We start from the raw sequence: 21,369 nt of genomic DNA, 5'->3' as shown, positions 1-21,369 counted from the left end.
CATCTAACAACCCCTCACCCCTCCCTCAAAAACTCAATCTCCAAAAACCCGCCCATCGCATTGGCGGCGGTGACGAATTGGGGGATGTCGTTCACGACGTCCAGGGATTGTTTGTGGGTGTGTCCGGCGAAGATGCCGAGCAGATTTTTGGCGGCGAAAACTTCCTTGTGAAAATCCATGGTGGTAGTCGTGTGTCCGGTTTTGGGCCATCTCGGGCGGCGTTCGAGGTCAAAATTACGGTCGGTCTCCCAGCCCCACTTCGGGTTACCGCATCCAAAACCCATGGAACGGCCCGGCGCATAGAGCGGAATGTGTACGAAAAGCACCAGCGGTTTTGCCGTTTTTACCTGCTCTCTGAAAAACGAAAGCTGCTCGGGCAGGATCTCGTAAATAGAATTGTCCAGCGTCACAAAGCGGATCCCGTTGATTTCCTTTACAGTCATTAACGGATGACCTCCCTGGTACAATGGCTTCAAACGGTTTTCAGTCCACTGTTTCCTCAGATCGACCAAGCTGCCTTCCATTCCTTCGTAATGCCAGTCGTGGTTACCTGCTGCGTATTGAAAAGGCAGTTGTGAATCAGTCAGCTGGCCGGTTACCCATTCGATGGCCGCTTCGGATGGAAAGCTGAACAGATCCCCAGGCAATGCGAGCAGGTCCACTTTGGAGGCTTTCCCTATTGCGATCATTTTTTCGAAAGACTCATTGGGGTTGGTGGGGTGCCCGGTCTGAAAGTGTGTTGTCTGGTTGTAGGCCTTCGCCATGCGCCCGCTGTATTGGGTGTAAGGTGCTCCACGCTTGTCGTCCATCCAGAGGTGTGTGTCCGAAACCATCAGGACTTTGGACGTTGTGGTGAAATCGGGGGAGTAAATCCTGACCTTATTCTGATCCAGTGAAAACCGGCTTTTATTTTCCGGAGACATTGCCGTTTGGGACTGGCTAGCAACAGCCATACCCGAAGTGACTGCAGTTTGAATAAAATTTCGGCGTTTCATTGGCACATTTGTCTAAAAGGGAAACGATACCTTGATAAGAAGAAACCGGTTCTGATTTACCAATGATCCTTGAAAAAATTGGCAGGGATTGGAAAAATTAATAAAATGTAATTTTTGGAAATTCGATTCAACTTTGCTCTCACACGTCCTCATGCACCTGCGTTTCACATCCCGATCAGCGCGGGCACCGGTAAATTCCATCTGCACCCATCCCCTGCAGTTCGACCCATGCCGATGGTGCGGCGGGGTTTGCTCAGAGACAAATTGTTGTTTACTCTTCCCCCTTTTCCCAGCTCAGATCCTCCCTTTTGTAAAAATAAAACCGTCCGGTCTCCTCTCCTACGATCAGGTTCAGCGTATTGCCCGGACCGATCTTTGCCGCCGCTACACCAATTTCGTGCTGACCGAGATTGATACGTTTTCCCTTGAATTTCAGGGCAACCGGATATTCGTACACAGGCTTTTGTTCCGTTCCTGCATTGCGAAGAAACAGGACTGCAGCTCCATTATTTTTAAGTCGGTAGGGCATCCCTTTTTTAGGCTCGGGGATGGTCGAATAGCGCGGAGTCCCCACCAGCAGATCCTTGATACCGTCCTGGTCCCAGTCTACAATTGTGATTTTGGAGCGGCCAGTTTCACCTCCCAATTTAAAATTAGCCCTGATCGGCATACTGTCGCCGATCATCAGCTTACCCCCATCTTTCAGATTATAATCATCGAGTTGCCAGTACAGGTGAAATTCATCATCCGTGTCCAGAATGATGTAGGCATTTTTACCCCCCAGCTCCCCTACCCCTGGCCGCACACGCCAGGTTCCGTGTACATCCAGGCCATCCAGGTAAAGCGGGTGCTCAGGTTCAAGCAGCGGTTTTTGTTTGGTCCCCTTGTTGAGGTAAATGTTGAATTTGCCACGACTGTCGCCCGTGAGGATATCCGGCAAGCCGTCGCCGTTCCAGTCGTGTACCGCAGGAGAAGCATAGCCCCAACGGGTTTCCACCGGCCCCTGTATGTCCTGATTGTAACCTGGCTGGATATAAATTTCGTAACCGCCTGCCTTGATATTCACTGGTACGGTAAATTTTGGATTGGCCGTGGTACCGATATTTTCCATAAACTGAATATTCCCCAAAGAGTTGCCCGACACCAGATCCAGGTCGCCATCACCATCCCAGTCGGTCAGGTTGGGAACCACGAGCGAACTTCCATACAAATCGGCATTGCTCTGGAGCAGATGCTGCGGCCTGTCCAGAACCAGCGACCCGTTTTTGTTCTGTTTGCCGGTGGATTTGTAAAAATATATCCCTCCTTCACTCGACACAATTAATCCCTTGTTGCCGGGGCCGTTGAAATAGGTCAGGTAACCATGTATGGCTGGATTCCGAAGCGTCTGCCCCTGGCTATTGGTAACATACCCTGCTTCCGACAAGGTTTCATGCTGGTCATCAATTTTGTAAGCATGAATGTTGCCAAGCGTAGTGCCAGCCACTACATACTGCGCGCCATTCAGGCTGTACAAGGTGAATGCTTCCAGAGAATAATAAGTTTGTGTGAGTGTGGTGAGGGATTTCACCCTTATCTCCGTCTGGTTCAGGCTGTTTACAAATGCACCATAAATCCCTGATTTTGGCAATTGCTGCTGCCAGAAGCCTTCCCGTCCATAGGATTCGTAATCGTGGCGATGTTTAGGATCGGTTGGGGTGGGTGGGTACTTGTCCGAGCGGATCGTATCCGACACCGTAAACAGAAAAAGATACCTGGACGGGGCAATCTGCAACACGCCAAAATGTGAGATTCCGCCTGGCAACCCTTTTACCTGGAGCGTTTTGGGCTGGGAAAACGTCCTGCTTTTCTTATCCAACTGCCCGTATTTTAACTCACTACCAAACGCCCAATATCCGAAAACCTCTCTTTTATCATTTTCCAGAATCACTGATTTGGCCTGTGTTTCCTTTTCAAAAGGGATTTCTATTTTTTTCTTTTCGGAGAAAACCGGCACGCCGTCTTTACTATACCTTTCAAATTCATAATAAAATGTTCCCGGATTGTACCGATCAGTAAACATCATCAGATCAGGCACATCATCATCGCTGATCCGCGCCATGCCCATCACAAATCCATTCACGGACGGATGCGGAAAGGGACCGGCCAAGGTTTTGGGGAAGACTTTTAATGGCTTACCACTCTCTGGCACCTCTGTTTGAGCATATCCGTTAATAACGCCAAAGATGGTATAGAAAACAAAAATCAGGAAGAGACGCATGCGTGGGTTAGGATCAGGTTGAACAACTTGTACCTTTTACATACGCACCCGCTACGGGTATAGGCTATAAAAACCACTGATTTGACGAGGCAGCTCGGCTCAAAACGTAATATACATGTATACTCAGAATTCCATTCCCCACTATAGTTACGTTAAAGTCCTCGCCAAATCCTGGCAACAAAACCGAAAGATGGTAATCAACCCAACCTTCAAGGTTGTAACCGTAGTAAACACTACTAACAAATGCCCGGCTCCCGAAATCTCCTGTAAGGATTGATTGAAACTTATATATGCTGAATCAAGGAAAGATATTTACTCGCAGTTTTCTTTCTTTGGTGTTGGAGAATAGAATTGTCAGATCCCATATAGCGAAGTAAATTACCACCATCCAACCGGAGGCTCACCCGAATAGTTTAAATTCGAAAGTACCTTGGGTAAAATCAAATTATATTTCTAGAAAAACAAATAGTCCATTTGCCCCAGCCACATTTTGCAAAGTAATTATTCTTTATTTACTTTGTAATACAAAGTACTTTTTAATTACTATTTCTCCGAAATAAACTTTAAATCTTCACATACATGGCAGATTTCGTAAATAAGGGCTCAATCGTCCGTGAAATTTGGGGAAAGGCGGATACAATCCTTTTCATTTTTGCGGGCGCATCTGCCGAATTTGCTGTAAACAAGGCGGTCGACTGGTTATACTTTACGGGGAAACTGCCCGCTGATCCACTGGGACGGTTGTTTTCTACTGTGGCCTATGCACGACAGATCGTGTTCTCAGAATACGACGCAGCAAACAGGTCTATTGATAAAATCACAGCCATACACCAGGATGTGGAAGCAAAACGCGGAGCCAGGATACCCGATTGGGCTTATCGCGATGTGCTGTTTATGCTGATCGACTATTCCATACGGTCGTTTGAGGTATTGGAACGAAAGTTAACTGCAGACGAAAAAGCAGAGGTTTTTGCGGTCTTTTATAGGGTGGGAACACGGATGGGTATTAACGGACTTCCGCATACGTTTACTACCTGGGAGCAAATGAGGCAAGATCATATCCAGGCCAATCTGCAACCCACTCACTTTTCGAAGGATCTGTACCTACAATACCGCAAACATTTAGGTGCCGCAAGATATTATCTGTTACGACAAGTGCAGATTTTGGTAGTGCCGCCACATGTCAATGACCTGCTTTCCCTGGGAAGGGTTCCCTTCATTGCCCCCGTGATTTCCTTTTATAAATGTGCTCGTCTGATGGGATTAGAAAAGTACATTAAAAACGCAATCCTCCCACCCAACTACCTGACACAAATCCAAAGCCTTGATGCACAAAGCAAAAAGGAGCCTCTCAACGTTTAGTTGTTGAATTGACCAGTTGCACGCTTAGGCCTGGAACGGATAATTTTACCGATGTTTTCTCCTCCCTGTACAAGCCCGGATCCGGACCATATCCTTATCAGGCTAGTTCACTATATCCGTCTTCACCGAGGATGTCGCGACCGTTGTACCGGATAAATTCACCCACAATCGCCTGTTTTTCTTCCACATTATGCGGATCTACGCTGATGATGATACCTCCTTCGCGCATTCGGTTGCGGTATGAATCTGCATGCCGTGCAGGAACAGCCGACCCGATTACGGTGCCGAGTGCGCCTTCGTCACCGGGCAATTCAATGGTATTTATTTTCTTGAAGAGCCTGCTTGAAATCGCTATGCCTAAACCCGGCAGAGAAATGAGCGAAGTAATAGAAATGATCGCATTGGCAATGGTTTCTTTCGTGCGCTCCAGAGTGGAGCCGGAAGTATCGGCTCCCAAATTTTCCGAGGTATGAATTTCATTGTGATTGCTCAATGTTTCATCGGACATCAGCACCGATATATCATCGGCCGTATGTCCCCGGCGTAGCAACGCATTGTACGCTGCATCGGCATCCTGCTTCGTAAAAAAAACACCTGACACCGTTCCCGGCAAATTGTATGTCACACCCGAATGGCCCATAAGTTATATTTTTACAAATTGATCTTAATGAATCTGATTATATCTTAATCAAGTCTGCCTCCCAAAAATTACTTTCCACCGTCTCTCCTACTGCGTTTTTATATTGGCATTTTACCTCACCTGTTGGTTCCTTTGTGCGGGAATCCTGCACATGCGCGACTACGGTCATCCCCTGGGTTCCATTTTTTTCTTTTACCCAGTCACCTTCTTTTAATTGCTCTTCTTTCATAATGTTTGTGTTTTACTGTTTATCCTTCCTGTCCTTTTTTGTACGCTTCCCGGCTTTATCCTCTTTTGAGAATATTTTCTGGAAAAACGTTTTCTTATCCTCGTTTTTTTCCGTCACCGAGCCTATGCTAATTTCGTTGTCTATCGATGGCTGAAGGGCCTGGATAAATGCATTCTGCAAAACATTGGCAAGCGTGAGCCAAACGTTTGTTTTAGGATCGTCCAATCTTCCTTTAAAGGGGATTTTGGTGGCCAGCTGATCTTTGGACTGGTTTTCAAAGATCTCTCCAACGCCTCCCACAAAACCTTCCCAGACCTTCCTGAGAAAATTGTCGTTCCGATCCTCATGCCCCAGTACGTCGAGATCCTGAATGACGGGCTTGACGTATCCTGTAAAATGGCTGTCTTTGGCAGCAACTTCGGTATATAACCCGAAACGACCCTTATTCACGTCGACTTTGGAGTAGGCCTTAAAAAAATCGTTGAGCTTGACAAGGTTGGTGTTTTTGAGCTCGGCGCTCATATCAAAGGTGGGCGCATCGGAAAGCGGATTGGCTTTGGCATCAAAACGAAGGTCTCCTTCGTAAACCAACGCGGTTGCGTTGATACTTGCAGGCAAAATCACGGTGGAGTCGTAGCTGTTACGCAGGTTTTGTGCCACCAGCTGAATCCGTGTCATCTCAATGTCAACCCTGGGTGTGGATTGCTCGTCGATATACTGAACCATACCATTTTTTATTTCAAACCGATTGATCCGCAAGGGCATGAGGTCATCCAGTAGTTCCTTAAGGTCGGTCGAGTCACGGGCAACATCCTTTGGCTCCACCTTGTCTTTGGTAAACCGCAGCATAGGCCCCGTACACACAACCTCACCCACAATGGATCCATGAAAGAGCGATTTCCATTCTATCGAAAGGTCAATAAGCGAAGCAGCGAAAAAAGGAGTTTGCTTTTGACTCACAGAGTCCTTTTTATTCATGTAAATGCTGTCGATCTGATAAGCACCTCTAATGATTTTCAGATCAATATCTTCCACATGACCATAAAACGTTTTCATGGACGCCAGGTTCGTATTGATCATTTTGAGCAGGACGTATGGCAAGATAATTCTGGCAATGACGATTAGGCCCAAAAAGCCCAGTAAAATCCAAAATAACTTTTTTCTCCTACCTGACCATGCCGGGGTTTTCATGAACGTTGTCAATTTTACTAACCGCTTTGTACCTGATTCCAACGTTCAAAAAATCATACCATGACCACCATTTCGGATCCAGGTATTCGCCTTTATGATTAAATGTGGTCAACCAATAGCCCCATGGCGTATAAAAAACGTACAAAGTAATCATGGCTATCCACAAGATTTAATGCTATAAATATGCCCCCCTACCATTAAAAATACGCTTGCCCGAGTAGCTAAAACCCTGGTAAGAAACAAGCAAATCAACGGGCTGTTAATAGAGGGAGGCGCACCGCTGATTCGAATATTCTGACATCGCACTAGCGTAAATTCCACCCCACACATGAACTGGATCCGGGGTTTATCCTTATGATGTCGAAGAAAACGAAGATATTTTCTAACCTTAAAAGACGGAAGCTATGCAGGACGAGAGTCGGTCCTGCGGTATAGAAGTAAAGATTTTTGTTGCGCATCCGAATCAATTCAAAAATAATTATCAGTTCAAATGCTTATCTAAAATGAAAGAAATTAAAACGGAACCCGCCACTGCGGATTTCTCAAGACGCGACTTCATGAAAACAGCCGGTGTGGGAATTATCGGTGCCCCCTACCTGGCCAAAACGGCGTGGAAGCAAACGCCCCCCAGCGACCTGATCCGCCATGCGGTGATCGGCACCGGTAACATGGGCAGAAACCACACCAAAACATTTGGAAATACCAAAGGCTGCGACCTGGTGGCGATCTGTGACGTGGATCCCGAACAGCTTGGGAAAGCACTTAAAACCGTCCCAAATCCCGATAAAGTTAAAACATACAGCGATTTCAGGGAGTTACTGAAAGACAAATCCATCGATTCGGTATCCATAGCCTCACCCGATCACTGGCATACACCCTTGGCACTATGGGCCATGATGGCAGGAAAACATGTCTACCTTGAAAAGCCATGCAGCCACAACATCAAGGAGACCGATATTTTGGTTAAAGCTGCAAAAAAATTCAACAAGTGTGTACAGCACGGCACACAGCGACGCAGCAACGGAGACCACATGGAGGGCATGAAGCAAATGCGTAACGGCATCATCGGGAAGGTCCATACCATCAAAGCGATTGACCACCAACATCGGGAAGCAATCGGCAGAGCCCCGGCACAGGAACCACCTGCAGGGGTCAATTATGATATGTGGCTGGGTGCAGCGCCAAAGGTGCCCTTCACCACCAACCGCTGGCATTATACCTGGAGATGGTTCTGGGACTATGGAAATGGCGATGCGGCCAATGATGGTGTACACCAGATCGATGTGGCGGTATGGGCGCTTGGCGACCGTTATCCCAAGCGGGTGGTGTCATCGGGCGGACAATATTTCTACAACGACGACCACCAGACACCCGACACACAGACCACCATTTTTGAATATGACGACACCCAGATCATTTGGGAAATGAGGCTTTGGACACCGTACAATATGGAAGGACACGACAATGGCAATGTAGCCTACGGAACCGAAGGCAAAATGGAATTTGGGCGTGCCGGGGTGATTGTCACAAAAGGAAAAGAGCAAACCAAGATTGTTTCACCCGAAGTTGTAGAAGCGATCATTCCAAACTTCCTGACAGCGGTCAGAGAAAATAATCCGGCCAAACTACATTCGCCCATCGAGAAAGGCGCAATCGCGACAAACATGGCACATCTGGCCAACATCACGACCCGCCTGGGCGCTTCTTCACTGACGTACGACCCAATCAGACAGGAAATCAAATGTCCCGGATTTGAAGCCCAGGCCAATGCCTTGTTAGGCAGAGCATACAGGAAGGGATATGAACTTCCCTTTAAAGGATAAAACCGTTTTAATCAGATAACCCTTAATTATTTTGATAATGAATAAATATCAGCCAAAGAATTATATGTTTTCACAAGGCTTATGCATGCTGACTTTGATGGTGCTGGCAGCCCTAAGTTTCACTCCTGCCACAGCACAAAAGGCAAGAAAAGGAGCCGGTCAGGCCGTGGTCGCATTTGCACAACAACCCGGCGAGCTGACGATCACCGTCGATGGCAAACCCTTCGCCAGTTATGTCTATGAGGATCCAACCATTACCCGGCCCTATTTTGCGCATGTCAAATCTTCATGTGGTATTCAGGTTACCCGCAATTATCCGCCCCAACAGGGCGACCCGAAAGATCATGCCACTTTCCACCCGGGAATATGGCTCAGCTTTGGGGATATCAATGGCAATGATTACTGGAGGCTGAAATCCAAAGTAGAGCACGAAATGTTCGTGGAGCAGCCTAAAGGCGGGGCGGGCGCAGGCTCGTTTACGGTGAGGAATTATTACATGACCGCCGATGGAAAGGACAGGATCTTGGCAGAACTCGTAAAGTATACCATTCTTGTGCGCCCCGCCGGTATTCTTCTCCTGACCAACAGTACTTTTTCCTCCGAAACAAATGACATCACTTTTGGCGACCAGGAAGAGATGGGATTGGGCGTACGGGTAAATACCAAGTTTACCGTTCAGTATGGGAAAGGGCACATTACCAATGCCGAAGGTTTAAAAGAAGGTGCAGGAACCTGGGGGAAATCCTCCAAATGGGTGGATTACAGTGGCCTGGTCGATGATAAAAACGTGGGCGTGACGATCATGCCCGACCCAAAAAATTTCCGTCCAAGCTGGTATCACACACGGGATTATGGCCTGATGGCCGCCAATGCATTTGGCCGGGAAGCCATGAAACAAGGCGAAAAAAGCGCCGAAGTGGTTAAAAAAGGCGAAAAATTCCACCTGGGTTATGGTGTATTGATCTACTGCAAACCAGGCAATGAAAAGGTCAATATCGAAAATGCTTATCAGGACTATCTGAAGATTGTGAATCTGTAGGTAGCCGAACTTCACGTAGAGAAATTTGAAATCAACTTTTTACTTAAATATATATTTTCAAAAAAGCGAATAATAACATCAAGAGTAACAGAGAAGCAGTGCTTCCTGCTTGTTCCTATATGCCTGTCTGTTACTTCGTGGATGAGGTCCCGGACAGGCTTTTTTGGCAGAAAGCTTTATAAAATTGCAGTAACTCAGAACCCGTGTTCCGCTTTATTGATTACGATAAAGTCCTGAGTTCTCTTTTCAAAATAGACCGGCTCGTGTACCATTTTCGCAGATGCAAAAAAACACAGCATAAACAGGCCCCAAAACCACCCATGCGCGTACAATAGACAAACAAAATTTGAATAACGGTCTTCTCATTTCATAGGCTATGAAAAATATCACTTACGACGCCATCGTAGTGGGCACGGGAATCAGTGGCGGCTGGGCTGCAAAAGAATTATGTGAAAAGGGTCTCAAAACGCTCGTTCTGGAAAGAGGGAGAGATGTGAAGCACATTATCGACTACGAAGACATGAAAGCACCCTGGGAGCTGGAACATCGGGGACGCATTACCCAGGAAGACCGACGGATCAGTCCGGTTCAAAGCGGTGTATACAACTACAATGAGGTCTCGAAAAAATTTTTTGTCAATGACCTGGATCAGCCTTACGAGCAGGTAAAACCGTTTGAATGGGCACGTGGGTATCAGGTTGGAGGACGCAGCCTATTGTGGGGCCGCCAGTGTTATCGCCGCAGCGAGATCGACTTCGAGGCCAACGCAAAAGATGGTCACGGTGTCGACTGGCCTATACGTTACAAGGATATTGCACCCTGGTACGATTACGTAGAACCATTTGTGGGAATCAGCGGACAACGAGAAGGGATTCCGCACCTGCCGGATGGAATTTATCAGCCACCTATGGAAATGAACTGTGTCGAAAAAATGGTTGCAGAAAGGGTCAAAAAGGCCTATGCAGGCCAGCGGCTGATCATTCATGGCCGTACAGCCAACCACACCCGTCAGATCGGCACAAGAGGACCGTGTCAGTTTCGTTCCAAATGTGAAAGTGGATGCAGCTACGGAGGCTATTTCAGCACCAATTCTGCAACACTTCCGGCAGCTGCAGCCACCGGTAATATGACTTTACGCCCCTTTTCGGTTGTGAGGGAAATTATTTATGATAAAGAAAAACGCCGAGCCAAGGGGGTTCGCGTGATCGACTCAGAAACCATGGAAGTGCACGAGTACTTCGCGAAGATCATCTTCCTGAATGCATCCACACTGAATACCACAGCCATCCTGCTCAACTCCGTTTCAGATGCATTCCCCGAAGGTCTTGGGAATAGCAGCGGACAAATCGGACACAATCTGATGGACATGCCCTATGGCATGGGTGCTTCGGGCACTTATGAAGGATTCAAAGACAGGTATACTTTTGGAAACCGGCCGACAGGTATTTTCGTACCCCGTTTCAGAAACATCAGCAAAGAGACCGAACGTACAGATTACGTCAGAGGATTCACCTATCAGGGTGGTGCTGGCAAGGGCAGGGTGGGTTCGGCGGATGGCATTGGTGTTGGCTTGAAAGAGGCCCTTACAGCATCGACAGACTGGAATATGTCTATCACCGCCTGGGGTGAGCACCTTCCCTACTACGACAATAAGGTTACCTTACACAAAGAAAAAAAGGACAAATTCGGCATGCCCCTGCTGGTGATCGACTGTACGTTCAGGGAAAATGAAAAAGCCCTTGGGAATGACGCGATGAACAGTGCGGCAGAAATACTGGAAAGGGGTGGTCTTAAAAACATCAAAACCTATGACCGGGGTAAAATTCCAGGCTCCTGTATCCATGAAACAGGGACGGCCAGAATGGGTAAAGATCCTAAAACATCGGTATTGAACAAATGGAATCAAATGCATGATGTCACCAACCTGTTCATCACAGACGGAAGCTCCGTGTGTTCTTCCGGATGTACACCCGGCCCGTCCATTACCTACATGGCTTTAACAGCCAGAGCGGTGGACTACGCAACCAAAGAAATGAAAAAGGGAAACTTGCGATAACGGTATGATGAACAGACGAGAAGCTCTTGAAAAGGTTAGTTACATGCTTGGAGGCACTTTGATAGGCGCTTCCGCAATTCTAAACAGCAGTTTTACCCGGGCTCAAAAAGGCTTGTTTGATAAAGCACAGATCGCCTTTCTGAATGAGGTTGGGGAAACGATCTGGCCGGAGACGGATACACCCGGAGCCAGGCAAGCAGACGTGGGTACCTTTATGTCGGTGATTGTCAGAGATTGTTACACACCATCTGACCAAAAGGTATTTACCGAAGGCATGGCAACCCTTGACCAACGCAGTCGTAAAGAAACTGGCAAAAGTTTTATACAGGCCACGCCCGAACAGCGTACGCTGCTGCTGACCACTCTTGATCAGGAAGCACAACAATATATGTTGAAAAAAAAGAGCGGAGAACCTGCTCATTACTTCCGCATGATGAAGGAACTAACCCTGGCCGGTTACTACACGTCGGAGATCGGTGCCACCAAATTCCTTAAATATAATCCCGCGCCGGGCAGATACGATGGTTGTACCACTGAACGTCCCTGGTGAGCAATGAACGGTTTTCACCCAAGCATTCGTATTGTTTTGGCCTGGACAGGATGGTTTCTGCTCTCAGATGCCACCGCCCAACAGAAAGACATTTTCTTCAAAGTACCCATCAGCCTGCGGTTTTCGGAAAATGCAGAAAACCCAGGTTCAGACAGCATCTATCAGGATAACGCCATATTAAAACTCCCGGCTAACTACAGTAAAAATGGCAAACCTGTCCGTTTGGTTTACATGGCACATGGTGCAGGCGGTGGCGTGACAGACAGCACCTGGTTTTTGAATAAATTTGCACTGAAAGACAGTCTATTGGCCAACGGCTATGCGATTTTCGACGTTAATGGAGGCCCGCTGGTGGAGAACATGGGGGGAAGATGGTCCGTTCAGTCGGCTTTTAAGGCGTACAGGTATATCCGAAAAAACTTCAATGTGCATGAGAAGATTTTTGTAGGTGGATTCTCAATGGGTGGTTGTTCTTCGGCCAACTTTGTTTACAGACACAGCAACATCGTGATAGCCCATGGCATGTATAGCCCCGTACTTGATCTGTATGGACAAGCCTGGCAGAATCCCTGGCTTCGAACCACCCGAAAAGCCATTGCTGAAACACATAATTTCAGGAACAAAACCGGTACAGTTTGGGAACCAGAAAGTGTGAAAGGCTGGAACCCACTGCTTGTGAGCACGTTTGATAACGGAGAAGAGTCCGTAAAAACATATCCCGTTCCGGTTAAAATCTGGCATGGTACAGGTGATCGCGTTGTAACGATTTCTGCAACACGCAATTTCAAAAAATACATTGAAAATGGTGGTGGCGAATGCGAAGTGAGCGAAATGGATAGCGATGACCATGGATTAAGCTGTGGCAGCCCCGAAATGAACCATGAATTGTTGTTGTTTTTCAAAAGATTCGGGTTGTAGTGCCGGGTCGTTATTTTCAATTTGTTTCTATATATGAATTCCATTCCTAAATCCCTTTTAATTTTTTCATTCTCGGTTTTCCTGCTGAGTATCAGCAGCAATCCAAAGCCTGCGCTTTTCTCAGATGTACCTCCTCACGAGGCACTTGCCACCATCCGTGTTGCCGACGGGTTTCAGGTGGAGCTGGTTGCCCATGAGCCACTCATTGCTGATCCTGTGGCAATGGAAATAGATGAGTATGGACGGCTCTATGTGGTGGAAATGCATGGCTATCCATTGGACAAAAGCGGATCTGGCAATATAAAGCTTTTGACCGATACGGACGGCGACGGTAAAATGGACAAGAGTATTGTATTTGCCGACGGACTGATGCTTCCCACCGGAGTTATGCGCTGGAAAAAGGGCGTTATCGTTACGGATGCACCCAACGTCCTGTATCTCGAAGACACCGACGGAGATGGCAAATCCGATTTCAGAGACACGCTCATCACCGGTTTCGCCTTATCTAACCCGCAACATAATCTCAACAACCCCATCCTCGGTCCCGACAACTGGATATATCTGGGACACGAACCGGCGGTCTCCACGCAAACCTATAAAAGTGAATTCGGGGATCGTGGCGGAGATGTGTATTATCCCGGCAAAAAAGATAGCCCGCGCCTGCCTGATAATGCGCGTGGCCGAAGCGTCCGCTTCAGACCTGATCGTTCCGGGCTCGAGATATTGTCAGCCAATACCCAGTTTGGACATTCCTTTGATACCTGGGGCCGGTACATGCTCCTTACCAATGCCAACCACATGATTCATCAGGTATTGTCTGCGTCTTATCTCAACCGGAACCCCGACTTTCTGGTGTCCAATGCGACCCAGTCGATCTCCGATCACGGAACGGCTGCTGAAGTATTCCCAATCACCCAAAACCCTGAAAATCAGCTCCTGACCGACGTGGGCGTTTTCACCTCTGCCTGTGGTATCCATGTTTATCAGGGAGGAGTCTTCCCGGCGCCCTTCGATAGCGTGGCATTTGTGGCTGAGCCGGTGAGCAACATTGTGCATGCCGACATCATCCGCGACAAAGGAGCCAGTTTTACAGCAAGCCGGTTGTATGAAAACAAAGAATTCCTGGCGTCGACAGACGGCTGGTTTCGCCCTGTGAATATGTACACAGGCCCCGATGGCGCACTTTACGTGGTGGACTATTATCGCCAGATCATCGAACATCCTGAGTGGATGGCCGAAGATGCAGTTAAATCAGGGGCTCTTTACAACGGACGCGACAAAGGGCGCCTGTACCGCATTACGCCAAAGGGTACAAAACCAGCTTCCTGGTCGAAGAGCCTGAAACTGGGTGACATGACCAACGCCCAACTTACCGAAAAGCTGGCCGATCCTAACATTTGGTGGCGCCGTAACGCACAGCGTTTACTGATCGATCGCCGGGCGCTGGATGAACAGGTAAATCTTACAAAAATGGCGACTGGTCACACGGATCCCATAGCACGCCTTCATGCCCTATGGACCCTTGAAGGCCTTGACAAACCTGATCCTGAATTACTGATAAAAGCTTTAAAGGACCCCGCTGCCGGAGTGCGTGAGAATGCGGTGAAATTGTCCGAAGCGTACCCCGAGAATGCTGCCCTCACAAAGGCACTGGTAGCTCTGCGGGATGATCCAAATCCCAAAGTTCGTTTTCAACTACTCTGTTCACTGGGCTCCATCAACACGCCAGAGTCCATTCGTGCCCGAGAACATATCTTATTCAAGGACATTGGCGACCCCTGGGTACAGCTTGCGGCACTTTCTGCTAAGCCTTCTGAGCAAAGTCAGCTTTTGGACGCTGTGTTGGATCGTTTTCAAAAAGGGAAGCCAGCTTACAGCACGCTCGTTGAACGCGTGAGCAAAATGACCGGTAGTGCCGGAACACCGGAGGGTATCCGTTCGGCTATCAAAAAATCCTTACTTCCGGCCAAAGGGCCAAACAGTGGCTGGCAGGAAGCAGTGATGCGGGGATTGGCGGATGGACTTTCAAAAAACAAAAGTGCAGCCAGTGCACTGACCTCCGAGCGGGATCTGCTGGTGCACGCTGCTTTGAGCAACGCAAACCCTGCCATGCGCCAGGCTAGTATTCAACTATTACAAACCATTGGCTTACCAAAGGACAAGACCACGGAGTCTGCGGTCGGCAAATCCGTGGCGACCGCAAAAAATAAATCGGAGACAGTCGGAAACCGTGTTGCTGCCATTCATTTTCTGGCATTGACAGGTGTAAATGTTCATGCTGAATTACTAAAATTGCTCATTTCGCCGGTCGAACCGCTCCCCGTACAGCTGGCAGCACTCAAAACCCTTGCCACCATTCCGGATATGACGTCAAGCCGGTTTGTCATCGAACAATGGCCGTCCCTCACACCGGATGTCCGCAATGCCGCCATAAATACCCTCATGGGAAGTGATAAACGAGTCACGCTTTTACTGGACGCCGTTGAACAAAAAATTATCGATCCTTCAAGCATTGGATGGCCAAGAAGTGTAGGGCTGATGGCCCAGAAAAATACAGAGCTGAAAAGCCGGGCAAGGGCACTACTCACCAAAAAAGACGATGGCCGCCAGGAAGTGATCAAACAGTATACCCCCGCACTCAGTCATGCGGGGAATATTGGAAATGGAAAGGAAGTTTTTACAAAAAACTGTTCGGCTTGCCATCAGATCGGAGGTAAAATGGGAACCTCTTATGGTCCGGACCTGGGAACGATCCGAAACCGGCGACCCGAGTCCATTATGGGCGACATCCTTAACCCCAACCTCTCTATCGCCGATGGCTACGACATCTGGTCTATTGAAACCAAATCCGGTGAGCCCATTCAGGGGCTCATTGCTACCGAAACTCCAGCGGCACTAACGATCAGAAACTATGGTGGGCAGGAAACCGTCGTGGCAAGGCAGAACATCAAATCCCTGAAGGCATTGGGCATGTCGGTGATGCCCGCAGGACTCGAAAGTCAGATCAGTGTACAGGAAATGGCCGACTTGCTTCTCTTTTTGAAACAGGGGAGATAGTAGAACGATAATCTGATTAACGGACGCTGTTTTTGGGTCAGGAGTAAATCGAATATGTTCAGATTATGGTCATTTATAATTTTTCATCAATCATGCATCAGGAGCCATTTTTGAAACCATAAGGTAAAAGAAGCCCGCAAACAGATTACCGAAAACAAACAATAGCCTAACCCGTAAATATAAAATCATGAAATTCAACAGAAACCCGTTCGTTTACAAGCGTCTATTATCCTGCTGCTTTACCTGTTTGTTATTTGCTCCCGGCTTGTCCGCGGCGGTTTTTCGGGCAGCCGTGGTGAAAGTCGACATTACACCCACCACACCGCAGATGTTGCTTGGGTATCAGGCACGGCAATCGACGGGCGTCAATGATAAGATCTACCACAGGATCATCGCCATGGATGACGGCGTCACACAGTTTTTTATTGTCTCTTCGGACATCTGCCTCGTATCGCCTTCTCAATACGACAAGGTAGCGGCGCGGCTACAGAAAGAACAAAAAGTGGATCCGATCAATCTGTGGTGGAGTTTTACCCATACCCATTCTGCTCCGGAAGTCGGGCCGGCGGGGCTGCCAGCCATTTTCCTTGGGGAACGCTACAAGCACGAATTTGACAAGGAATACACTGCCATGGTGGAGCAGAAGCTGATCGACGGCATTGCCGAAGCACGCAAAAAACTGGTCGCAGCCAGGCTCGGAATCGGCTGGGGGTTTTCTCAGGCCAATATCAACCGCAGGGCCCGGTTTGCAGATGGCAAAACCACACTGGGGATGAACCCCGACGGCCCGGTTGACCGCAGAATCGGCCTGATGCGGCTGGAAAAAGAAGACGGTAGCCCCATGGCCATCATCGCCAACTACGCCATGCACGGCACCGTAATGAGTGGCGCAAACCTTAAAATCAGCGGTGACGCTCCGGGCATCGTGTCTGAGTATGTAGAACAAAAAACGGGTGTCCCTACATTGTACATCAACGGCGCAGCGGGAAACATCGCACCCATTTACAGCGTGTATCCGAGCCCTGGTGCGGGGCATCTGGACCAGTTCAAAGTACTGCTGGGCGACAAAATACTGGAAGCCAACAAAGCCCTATCTGCCACCACCACGGACGTGAAACTCAAATCCGGCGCCCTTACCGTGGAAACACCCCGCAAGGACGGGCTGGGCTGGACGGATGATCTGGCGAACTACACCCGCACCACAAAAGCTGGGGTAAATATGATCAAGCTACCCGTGCGTTTCTTGAAAATCAACGAGGAGGTAGCCATCTGGAGCGCACCACTTGAACTATTCTGTGAAATCTCCAACGAAATACGCGACCGGTCACCGTTTCCATTTACCTTCTATTTTGGGTATACCAATGGCTGGCTCGGGTATCTGCTTTCCGAAGAGGAGATCAAGTACGGAGGTTACGAACCGACTGTTTCGCCATATGCTCCGGGAGCCGCCAAAACATTAACCGAATCCGTGGTCAACCATCTGCAAGGACAATTGAAAAATCCAAAGTAGTTTGTTTTGGCAAATGTGAAATGGAAGAAAATAGATAAATAAAACATTTCACTTTCGCCTGGCGACCCGGTCACATCTCACTTCTCACTTCTCACATCTCACATCTCACAAAAAAATGATCCCAAGAATCGCATCCGCATTATTGATAACTACCGTCACCATCTGTAGCATATCCCCTGCTTCCGCACAAAAAAGCTCGTTTGCCTGGCCCGAAGGCAAAAAAACAGCCATCAGCCTTTCCTTCGACGATGCGCGCGGAAGCCAGGCCAGCACCGGAATACCGTTTTTGAATCAATACAAAGTCAAAGGCACGTTTTATCTGGTACCATCGGCGGTGAAAGGGCAACTGGAAAACTGGAAAAAAGCAGTTGCAGCCGGACAGGAGATGGCGAATCATTCCGTAAACCACCCGTGCACGGGGAACTTCCCTTGGGCGCGCAAGAATCCCCTGGAAGATTACACACAGGAACAGATGCGGGATGAACTTGTTGAAGCCAATAAACAGCTGTATGACCTGCTTGGTGTGCGCTGTGAAGGATTTGCCTACCCATGTGGCAATACCTTTGTAGGCCGTGGGGCCAACACAAAAAGTTATGTTCCCGTAGTTGCCGATCTGTTTGCGACCGGCCGCGGTTGGCTCGACGAAGGTCCCAATGCTCCTGAATTCTGCGATATGGCCCAACTCACCGGCATGGAAATGGATGGGAAAGACTTTGACAAGATCCTGCCATTGATCAAACAGGTTCAAAAAAGCGGCCAATGGCTCATTCTGGCAGGCCACGAAATGGGCGAAGAAGGTGCGCAAACCACCCGCCTCTCGATGTTGAAAAAGCTGATTGAATATGCACAGGATCCGGCAAACGGAATCTGGCTTGCTCCAGTAGGTGAAGTGGCCAGATATGTGCAAACCTCCCGGAGTGGCAGCCTGCCCGTACCCGATCATGGTTCCCTGGTCACACCCGGAGCAAAAGGTGCCATTTCTCTGCACGCACAATCCGGCAAAGCGATCGGACCGAAAATCAAATACATGCCTGAATGGAAGGCATTCGGCTGGTTTACGGGTGAAGACCGTATTGAGTGGGACTTGAATGTGGCCGAAAAAGGCACTTATGAAGTGGAAATGGAGTGGTCTGTTTCGGATGAAGATGCTGGCAAATCGTTTGTTCTGGAATCAGGAGCTCAAAAAATGACCGGTAAAGTAGAACCAAGCGGATCCTGGGAAACCTTCCGGTGGAAAAAAGTAGGCCAAATCCAGCTCAATGCCGGAAAACAAAAGGTAGTCTTCCGTCCGGCAACAAAATTTCCAAAAGGTGCTTTGCTGGATTTTAGAGAGGTAAGGTTGGTGCGGAAGTAACCTGCTTAACCATGTTAGAGCAGGTTGAATCAAATTACTGCATCCAAAAAATAAAACCATTTAAAATATTTAAACCACCGAAGAGACCTAAGTTCACCGAAGGGAAAAGGCTGGCGCCAGACTACACCGGAACACAAAAGGTGGTCTGAATCTTAGGTGGTCTTAGGTTACTAAGGTGGTTCAAAACTTTTTACCCCAATACAGGTTGAATCAAATTACTGCATCCAAAAAATAAAACAATTTAAAAATATTTTAACCACCGAAGATACCTAAGTTCCCCGAAGGGAAAAAGCTGGCGCCAGACTACACCGGAACACAAAAGGTGGTCTGAATCTTAGGTGGTCTTAGGTTGCTAAGGTGGTTCAAAACTTTTACCCCAATACAGGTTGAATCAAATTATTGCCTTCAAAAACTAAAACCATTTAAAAATATTTAAACCACCGAAGATACCTAAGTTCACCGAAGGGAAAAAGCTGGCGCCAGACTACACCGGAGCACAAAAGGTGGTTTGAATCTTAGGTGATCTGGGGTTACTAAGGTGATTCAAAACTTTTACCCAAATACAGGTTGAATCAAATTACTGCATCCAAAAAATAAAACCATTTAAAATATTTAAACCACCCAAGAAACCTAAGTTCACCGAAGGGAAAAAGCTGGCGCCAGACTACACTGGAACACAAAAGGTGGTCTGAATCTTAGGTGGTCTTAGGTTGCTAAGGTGGTTCAAAACTTTTTACCCAAATACAGGTTGAATCAATTACTGCATCCAAAAAAATAAAACCATTTAATAATATTAAAACCACCGGAGTTACCTTAGATGTATAACCTAAAAAGGTGCTGCCCACGGAGCACCGGAATAAAAAAATGGTCTGTGCAAACACACAGACCAAAATGGGAAAATTCCCCCTAACCTCTCATTTTAGAAAGCAGTAACTTATTTACGTCCGCCTAAAATTTCCGGTACACCCCACCCAGGTACTGGTTGGCTTCCTCTTCTGCGAACTGGGCCTTTTTGGCATCCCAGTGTAATGTTTTATTAGGGAAACGGCCGGCGATTACACCCAGCAAAATGGTCTCTGTAAGGCGGGACGCGTAAGAGAAGGGCGCGCTGCAGGTACCTTTTCCCAAACATGCATCCACAAACTCATGGTAATGCTTGTGCGATTCTGAGCTGTAATCGCGAACGGGCCCGCCTAATTTAAACGGCGTAACATCAATCTCTTTGTAGGCACCATCCACAATCAGCTTGGGGAATATCTGAAAATGAGGCAGATACAGTCTTCCTTTTTCTCCGATAAACATCGCCCCCTGGTCGTTCAAATCTTCTCCGTCGGGAAGCATCAGGTCTTCGCGTTGTTTGTCAGCACCCACGCCATCGTACCATACCCATTTGAGGGTATCAGCCGTGTATTTTGTTCCAGGAAATTCATAGGTAACCATGTTTTTCTCCGGGTATCCGAATCCGTTCGGTTTTCTGCAATTCGTGGTGATGGTTCTGGGTACGTCCAGCTGCAGCGCGTTATAAGGCGTATCAAAAATATGGACACCCATATCGCCCAGCGTAGCACAGCCATAATCAACCAGCTTCCGCCAGTTGCCCGGATGGTAAAAACCTTCCTTGTACGGTCTTTCCGGCGAAGTACCCTGCCATAAGTTCCAGTCCAGATTACTGGGTACGGGATCGCCGGTCGCTGGTACCGGGCCATTGTAACCCCAGTTTTTGGGCGACCAGGCCCTTACGGTGTGTACTTTCCCTACGATACCGGATTGGATCAGCAAAGTGGCCAGTTTGTAGTCATAAAAAGAGTGCACCTGAATACCCATCTGGGTAACCAGTTTTTTGTCCTTGGCAATCTTATCCATTGCCCTCGCTTCTTTTACATAATGTGTGAGCGGCTTTTGACAATAAACAGGCTTATTCATTTCCATGGCCATCATCGATGCAGGCGCATGCGTATGATCGGGTGTGGACACGATCACGGCATCAATATCCTTACTCATTTCTTTGAGCATCACACGGTAATCCTTGTAGGTTTTCGCCTTGGGGAATTTGGAGGCCACCTCTGCCAACACCGTGGAGTCCACGTCGCAAAGTGCTACTACATCCACATTTTTGTGTATTGATATGGATGCCAGATCTGCCTGCCCCATCCCACCCAGACCGATATGCGCGGTTCTCAACCGCTTGTCGGCAGAAAAAGCCCATGATTGACCCGGCATCATAGCAACGGAAGATAAGGCCGCCGCATTCTTAAGGAACTCTCTTTTATTCATGAATCAAAAGGTTAAAGTTTTTTGGGTTGGTAATTAAGGATTGTAAAAATACACATAGAACCTATTGATGTATGCGAAACCAATAGTTAATCCAGCAGATCACTGGAAAAG

16 protein-coding genes are annotated in these 21,369 nt (G+C 47.9%); 9 read left to right on the top strand and 7 right to left on the bottom strand.

What is annotated here, in order from left to right:
• Positions 1-14: 14 nt before the first annotated feature.
• Complete coding sequence (locus tag DYADSP32_RS28425; protein WP_149239594.1) at positions 15-995, bottom strand: metallophosphoesterase; 981 nt, start codon at positions 993-995, stop codon at positions 15-17.
• A gap of 271 nt (positions 996-1,266) precedes the next feature.
• Positions 1,267-3,255 (bottom strand): VCBS repeat-containing protein, encoded by a 1,989-nt coding sequence (locus DYADSP32_RS28420; protein WP_149239595.1) that lies wholly within the window; start codon positions 3,253-3,255, stop codon positions 1,267-1,269.
• A gap of 579 nt (positions 3,256-3,834) precedes the next feature.
• On the opposite strand from DYADSP32_RS28420, the gene DYADSP32_RS28415 reads away from it, so the two are divergent.
• Positions 3,835-4,617 (top strand): oxygenase MpaB family protein, encoded by a 783-nt coding sequence (locus tag DYADSP32_RS28415; RefSeq protein ID WP_149239596.1) that lies wholly within the window; start codon positions 3,835-3,837, stop codon positions 4,615-4,617.
• A 97-nt stretch (positions 4,618-4,714) separates the two neighbouring features.
• Here the strand turns inward: DYADSP32_RS28415 and DYADSP32_RS28410 are convergent, their stop codons facing one another.
• The 4 genes from DYADSP32_RS28410 to DYADSP32_RS28395 all read right to left on the bottom strand — a co-directional run bounded on the left by DYADSP32_RS28410 (position 4,715) and on the right by DYADSP32_RS28395 (position 6,831).
• Positions 4,715-5,257 carry a hypothetical protein gene (locus DYADSP32_RS28410; RefSeq protein ID WP_149239597.1) on the bottom strand — a complete coding sequence of 181 codons (543 nt, stop codon included), beginning with the start codon at positions 5,255-5,257 and terminating at the stop codon, positions 4,715-4,717.
• Between the two features lie 37 nt (positions 5,258-5,294).
• Positions 5,295-5,486 carry a hypothetical protein gene (locus DYADSP32_RS28405; RefSeq protein ID WP_149239598.1) on the bottom strand — a complete coding sequence of 64 codons (192 nt, stop codon included), beginning with the start codon at positions 5,484-5,486 and terminating at the stop codon, positions 5,295-5,297.
• A gap of 12 nt (positions 5,487-5,498) precedes the next feature.
• On the bottom strand, positions 5,499-6,566 hold the full coding sequence (locus tag DYADSP32_RS28400) for a DUF748 domain-containing protein (protein WP_414618133.1): 1,068 nt from the start codon (positions 6,564-6,566) through the stop codon (positions 5,499-5,501).
• A gap of 85 nt (positions 6,567-6,651) precedes the next feature.
• On the bottom strand, positions 6,652-6,831 hold the full coding sequence (locus DYADSP32_RS28395; protein ID WP_414618132.1) for a hypothetical protein: 180 nt from the start codon (positions 6,829-6,831) through the stop codon (positions 6,652-6,654).
• A gap of 349 nt (positions 6,832-7,180) precedes the next feature.
• Here DYADSP32_RS28395 and DYADSP32_RS28390 point away from each other — a divergent pair, with 349 nt between their 5' ends.
• The 8 genes from DYADSP32_RS28390 (at position 7,181) to DYADSP32_RS28355 (ending at position 18,984) form a co-directional block, all read left to right on the top strand.
• Positions 7,181-8,500 carry a Gfo/Idh/MocA family protein gene (locus DYADSP32_RS28390; protein WP_414618131.1) on the top strand — a complete coding sequence of 440 codons (1,320 nt, stop codon included), beginning with the start codon at positions 7,181-7,183 and terminating at the stop codon, positions 8,498-8,500.
• A 37-nt stretch (positions 8,501-8,537) separates the two neighbouring features.
• Positions 8,538-9,539: a DUF6807 family protein gene (locus DYADSP32_RS28385; protein WP_149239601.1), complete on the top strand. Its 1,002-nt coding sequence runs from the start codon at positions 8,538-8,540 to the stop codon at positions 9,537-9,539.
• A gap of 376 nt (positions 9,540-9,915) precedes the next feature.
• Positions 9,916-11,595, top strand: a complete 1,680-nt coding sequence (locus DYADSP32_RS28380) for a GMC family oxidoreductase (protein WP_149239602.1) — start codon at positions 9,916-9,918, stop codon at positions 11,593-11,595.
• A 4-nt stretch (positions 11,596-11,599) separates the two neighbouring features.
• Complete coding sequence (locus DYADSP32_RS28375; RefSeq protein ID WP_414618130.1) at positions 11,600-12,145, top strand: gluconate 2-dehydrogenase subunit 3 family protein; 546 nt, start codon at positions 11,600-11,602, stop codon at positions 12,143-12,145.
• A 3-nt stretch (positions 12,146-12,148) separates the two neighbouring features.
• A complete protein-coding gene (locus DYADSP32_RS28370) occupies positions 12,149-13,063 on the top strand; it encodes a lysophospholipase (protein ID WP_149239603.1) in 915 nt (304 codons plus the stop codon).
• Positions 13,064-13,096: 33 nt separating this feature from the next.
• Positions 13,097-16,120 (top strand): PVC-type heme-binding CxxCH protein, encoded by a 3,024-nt coding sequence (locus DYADSP32_RS28365; RefSeq protein ID WP_149239604.1) that lies wholly within the window; start codon positions 13,097-13,099, stop codon positions 16,118-16,120.
• 187 nt (positions 16,121-16,307) lie between these two features.
• Positions 16,308-17,630, top strand: a complete 1,323-nt coding sequence (locus DYADSP32_RS28360; protein ID WP_149239605.1) for a neutral/alkaline non-lysosomal ceramidase N-terminal domain-containing protein — start codon at positions 16,308-16,310, stop codon at positions 17,628-17,630.
• Positions 17,631-17,745: 115 nt separating this feature from the next.
• Complete coding sequence (locus DYADSP32_RS28355) at positions 17,746-18,984, top strand: polysaccharide deacetylase family protein (RefSeq protein WP_149239606.1); 1,239 nt, start codon at positions 17,746-17,748, stop codon at positions 18,982-18,984.
• Positions 18,985-19,932: 948 nt separating this feature from the next.
• On the opposite strand, the gene DYADSP32_RS28350 is transcribed toward DYADSP32_RS28355, so the two are convergent.
• Positions 19,933-21,258, bottom strand: coding sequence for a Gfo/Idh/MocA family protein (locus DYADSP32_RS28350; RefSeq protein WP_149239607.1), 1,326 nt, complete (start codon positions 21,256-21,258; stop codon positions 19,933-19,935).
• Positions 21,259-21,369: the final 111 nt, after the last annotated feature.

The organism is Dyadobacter sp. 32 (genome assembly GCF_902506755.1).
Classification (GTDB): Bacteria; Bacteroidota; Bacteroidia; order Cytophagales; family Spirosomataceae; genus Dyadobacter.
Note: the sequence above shows the minus strand (reverse complement) of the source record. Positions and strands in the feature narration are given on the sequence as shown.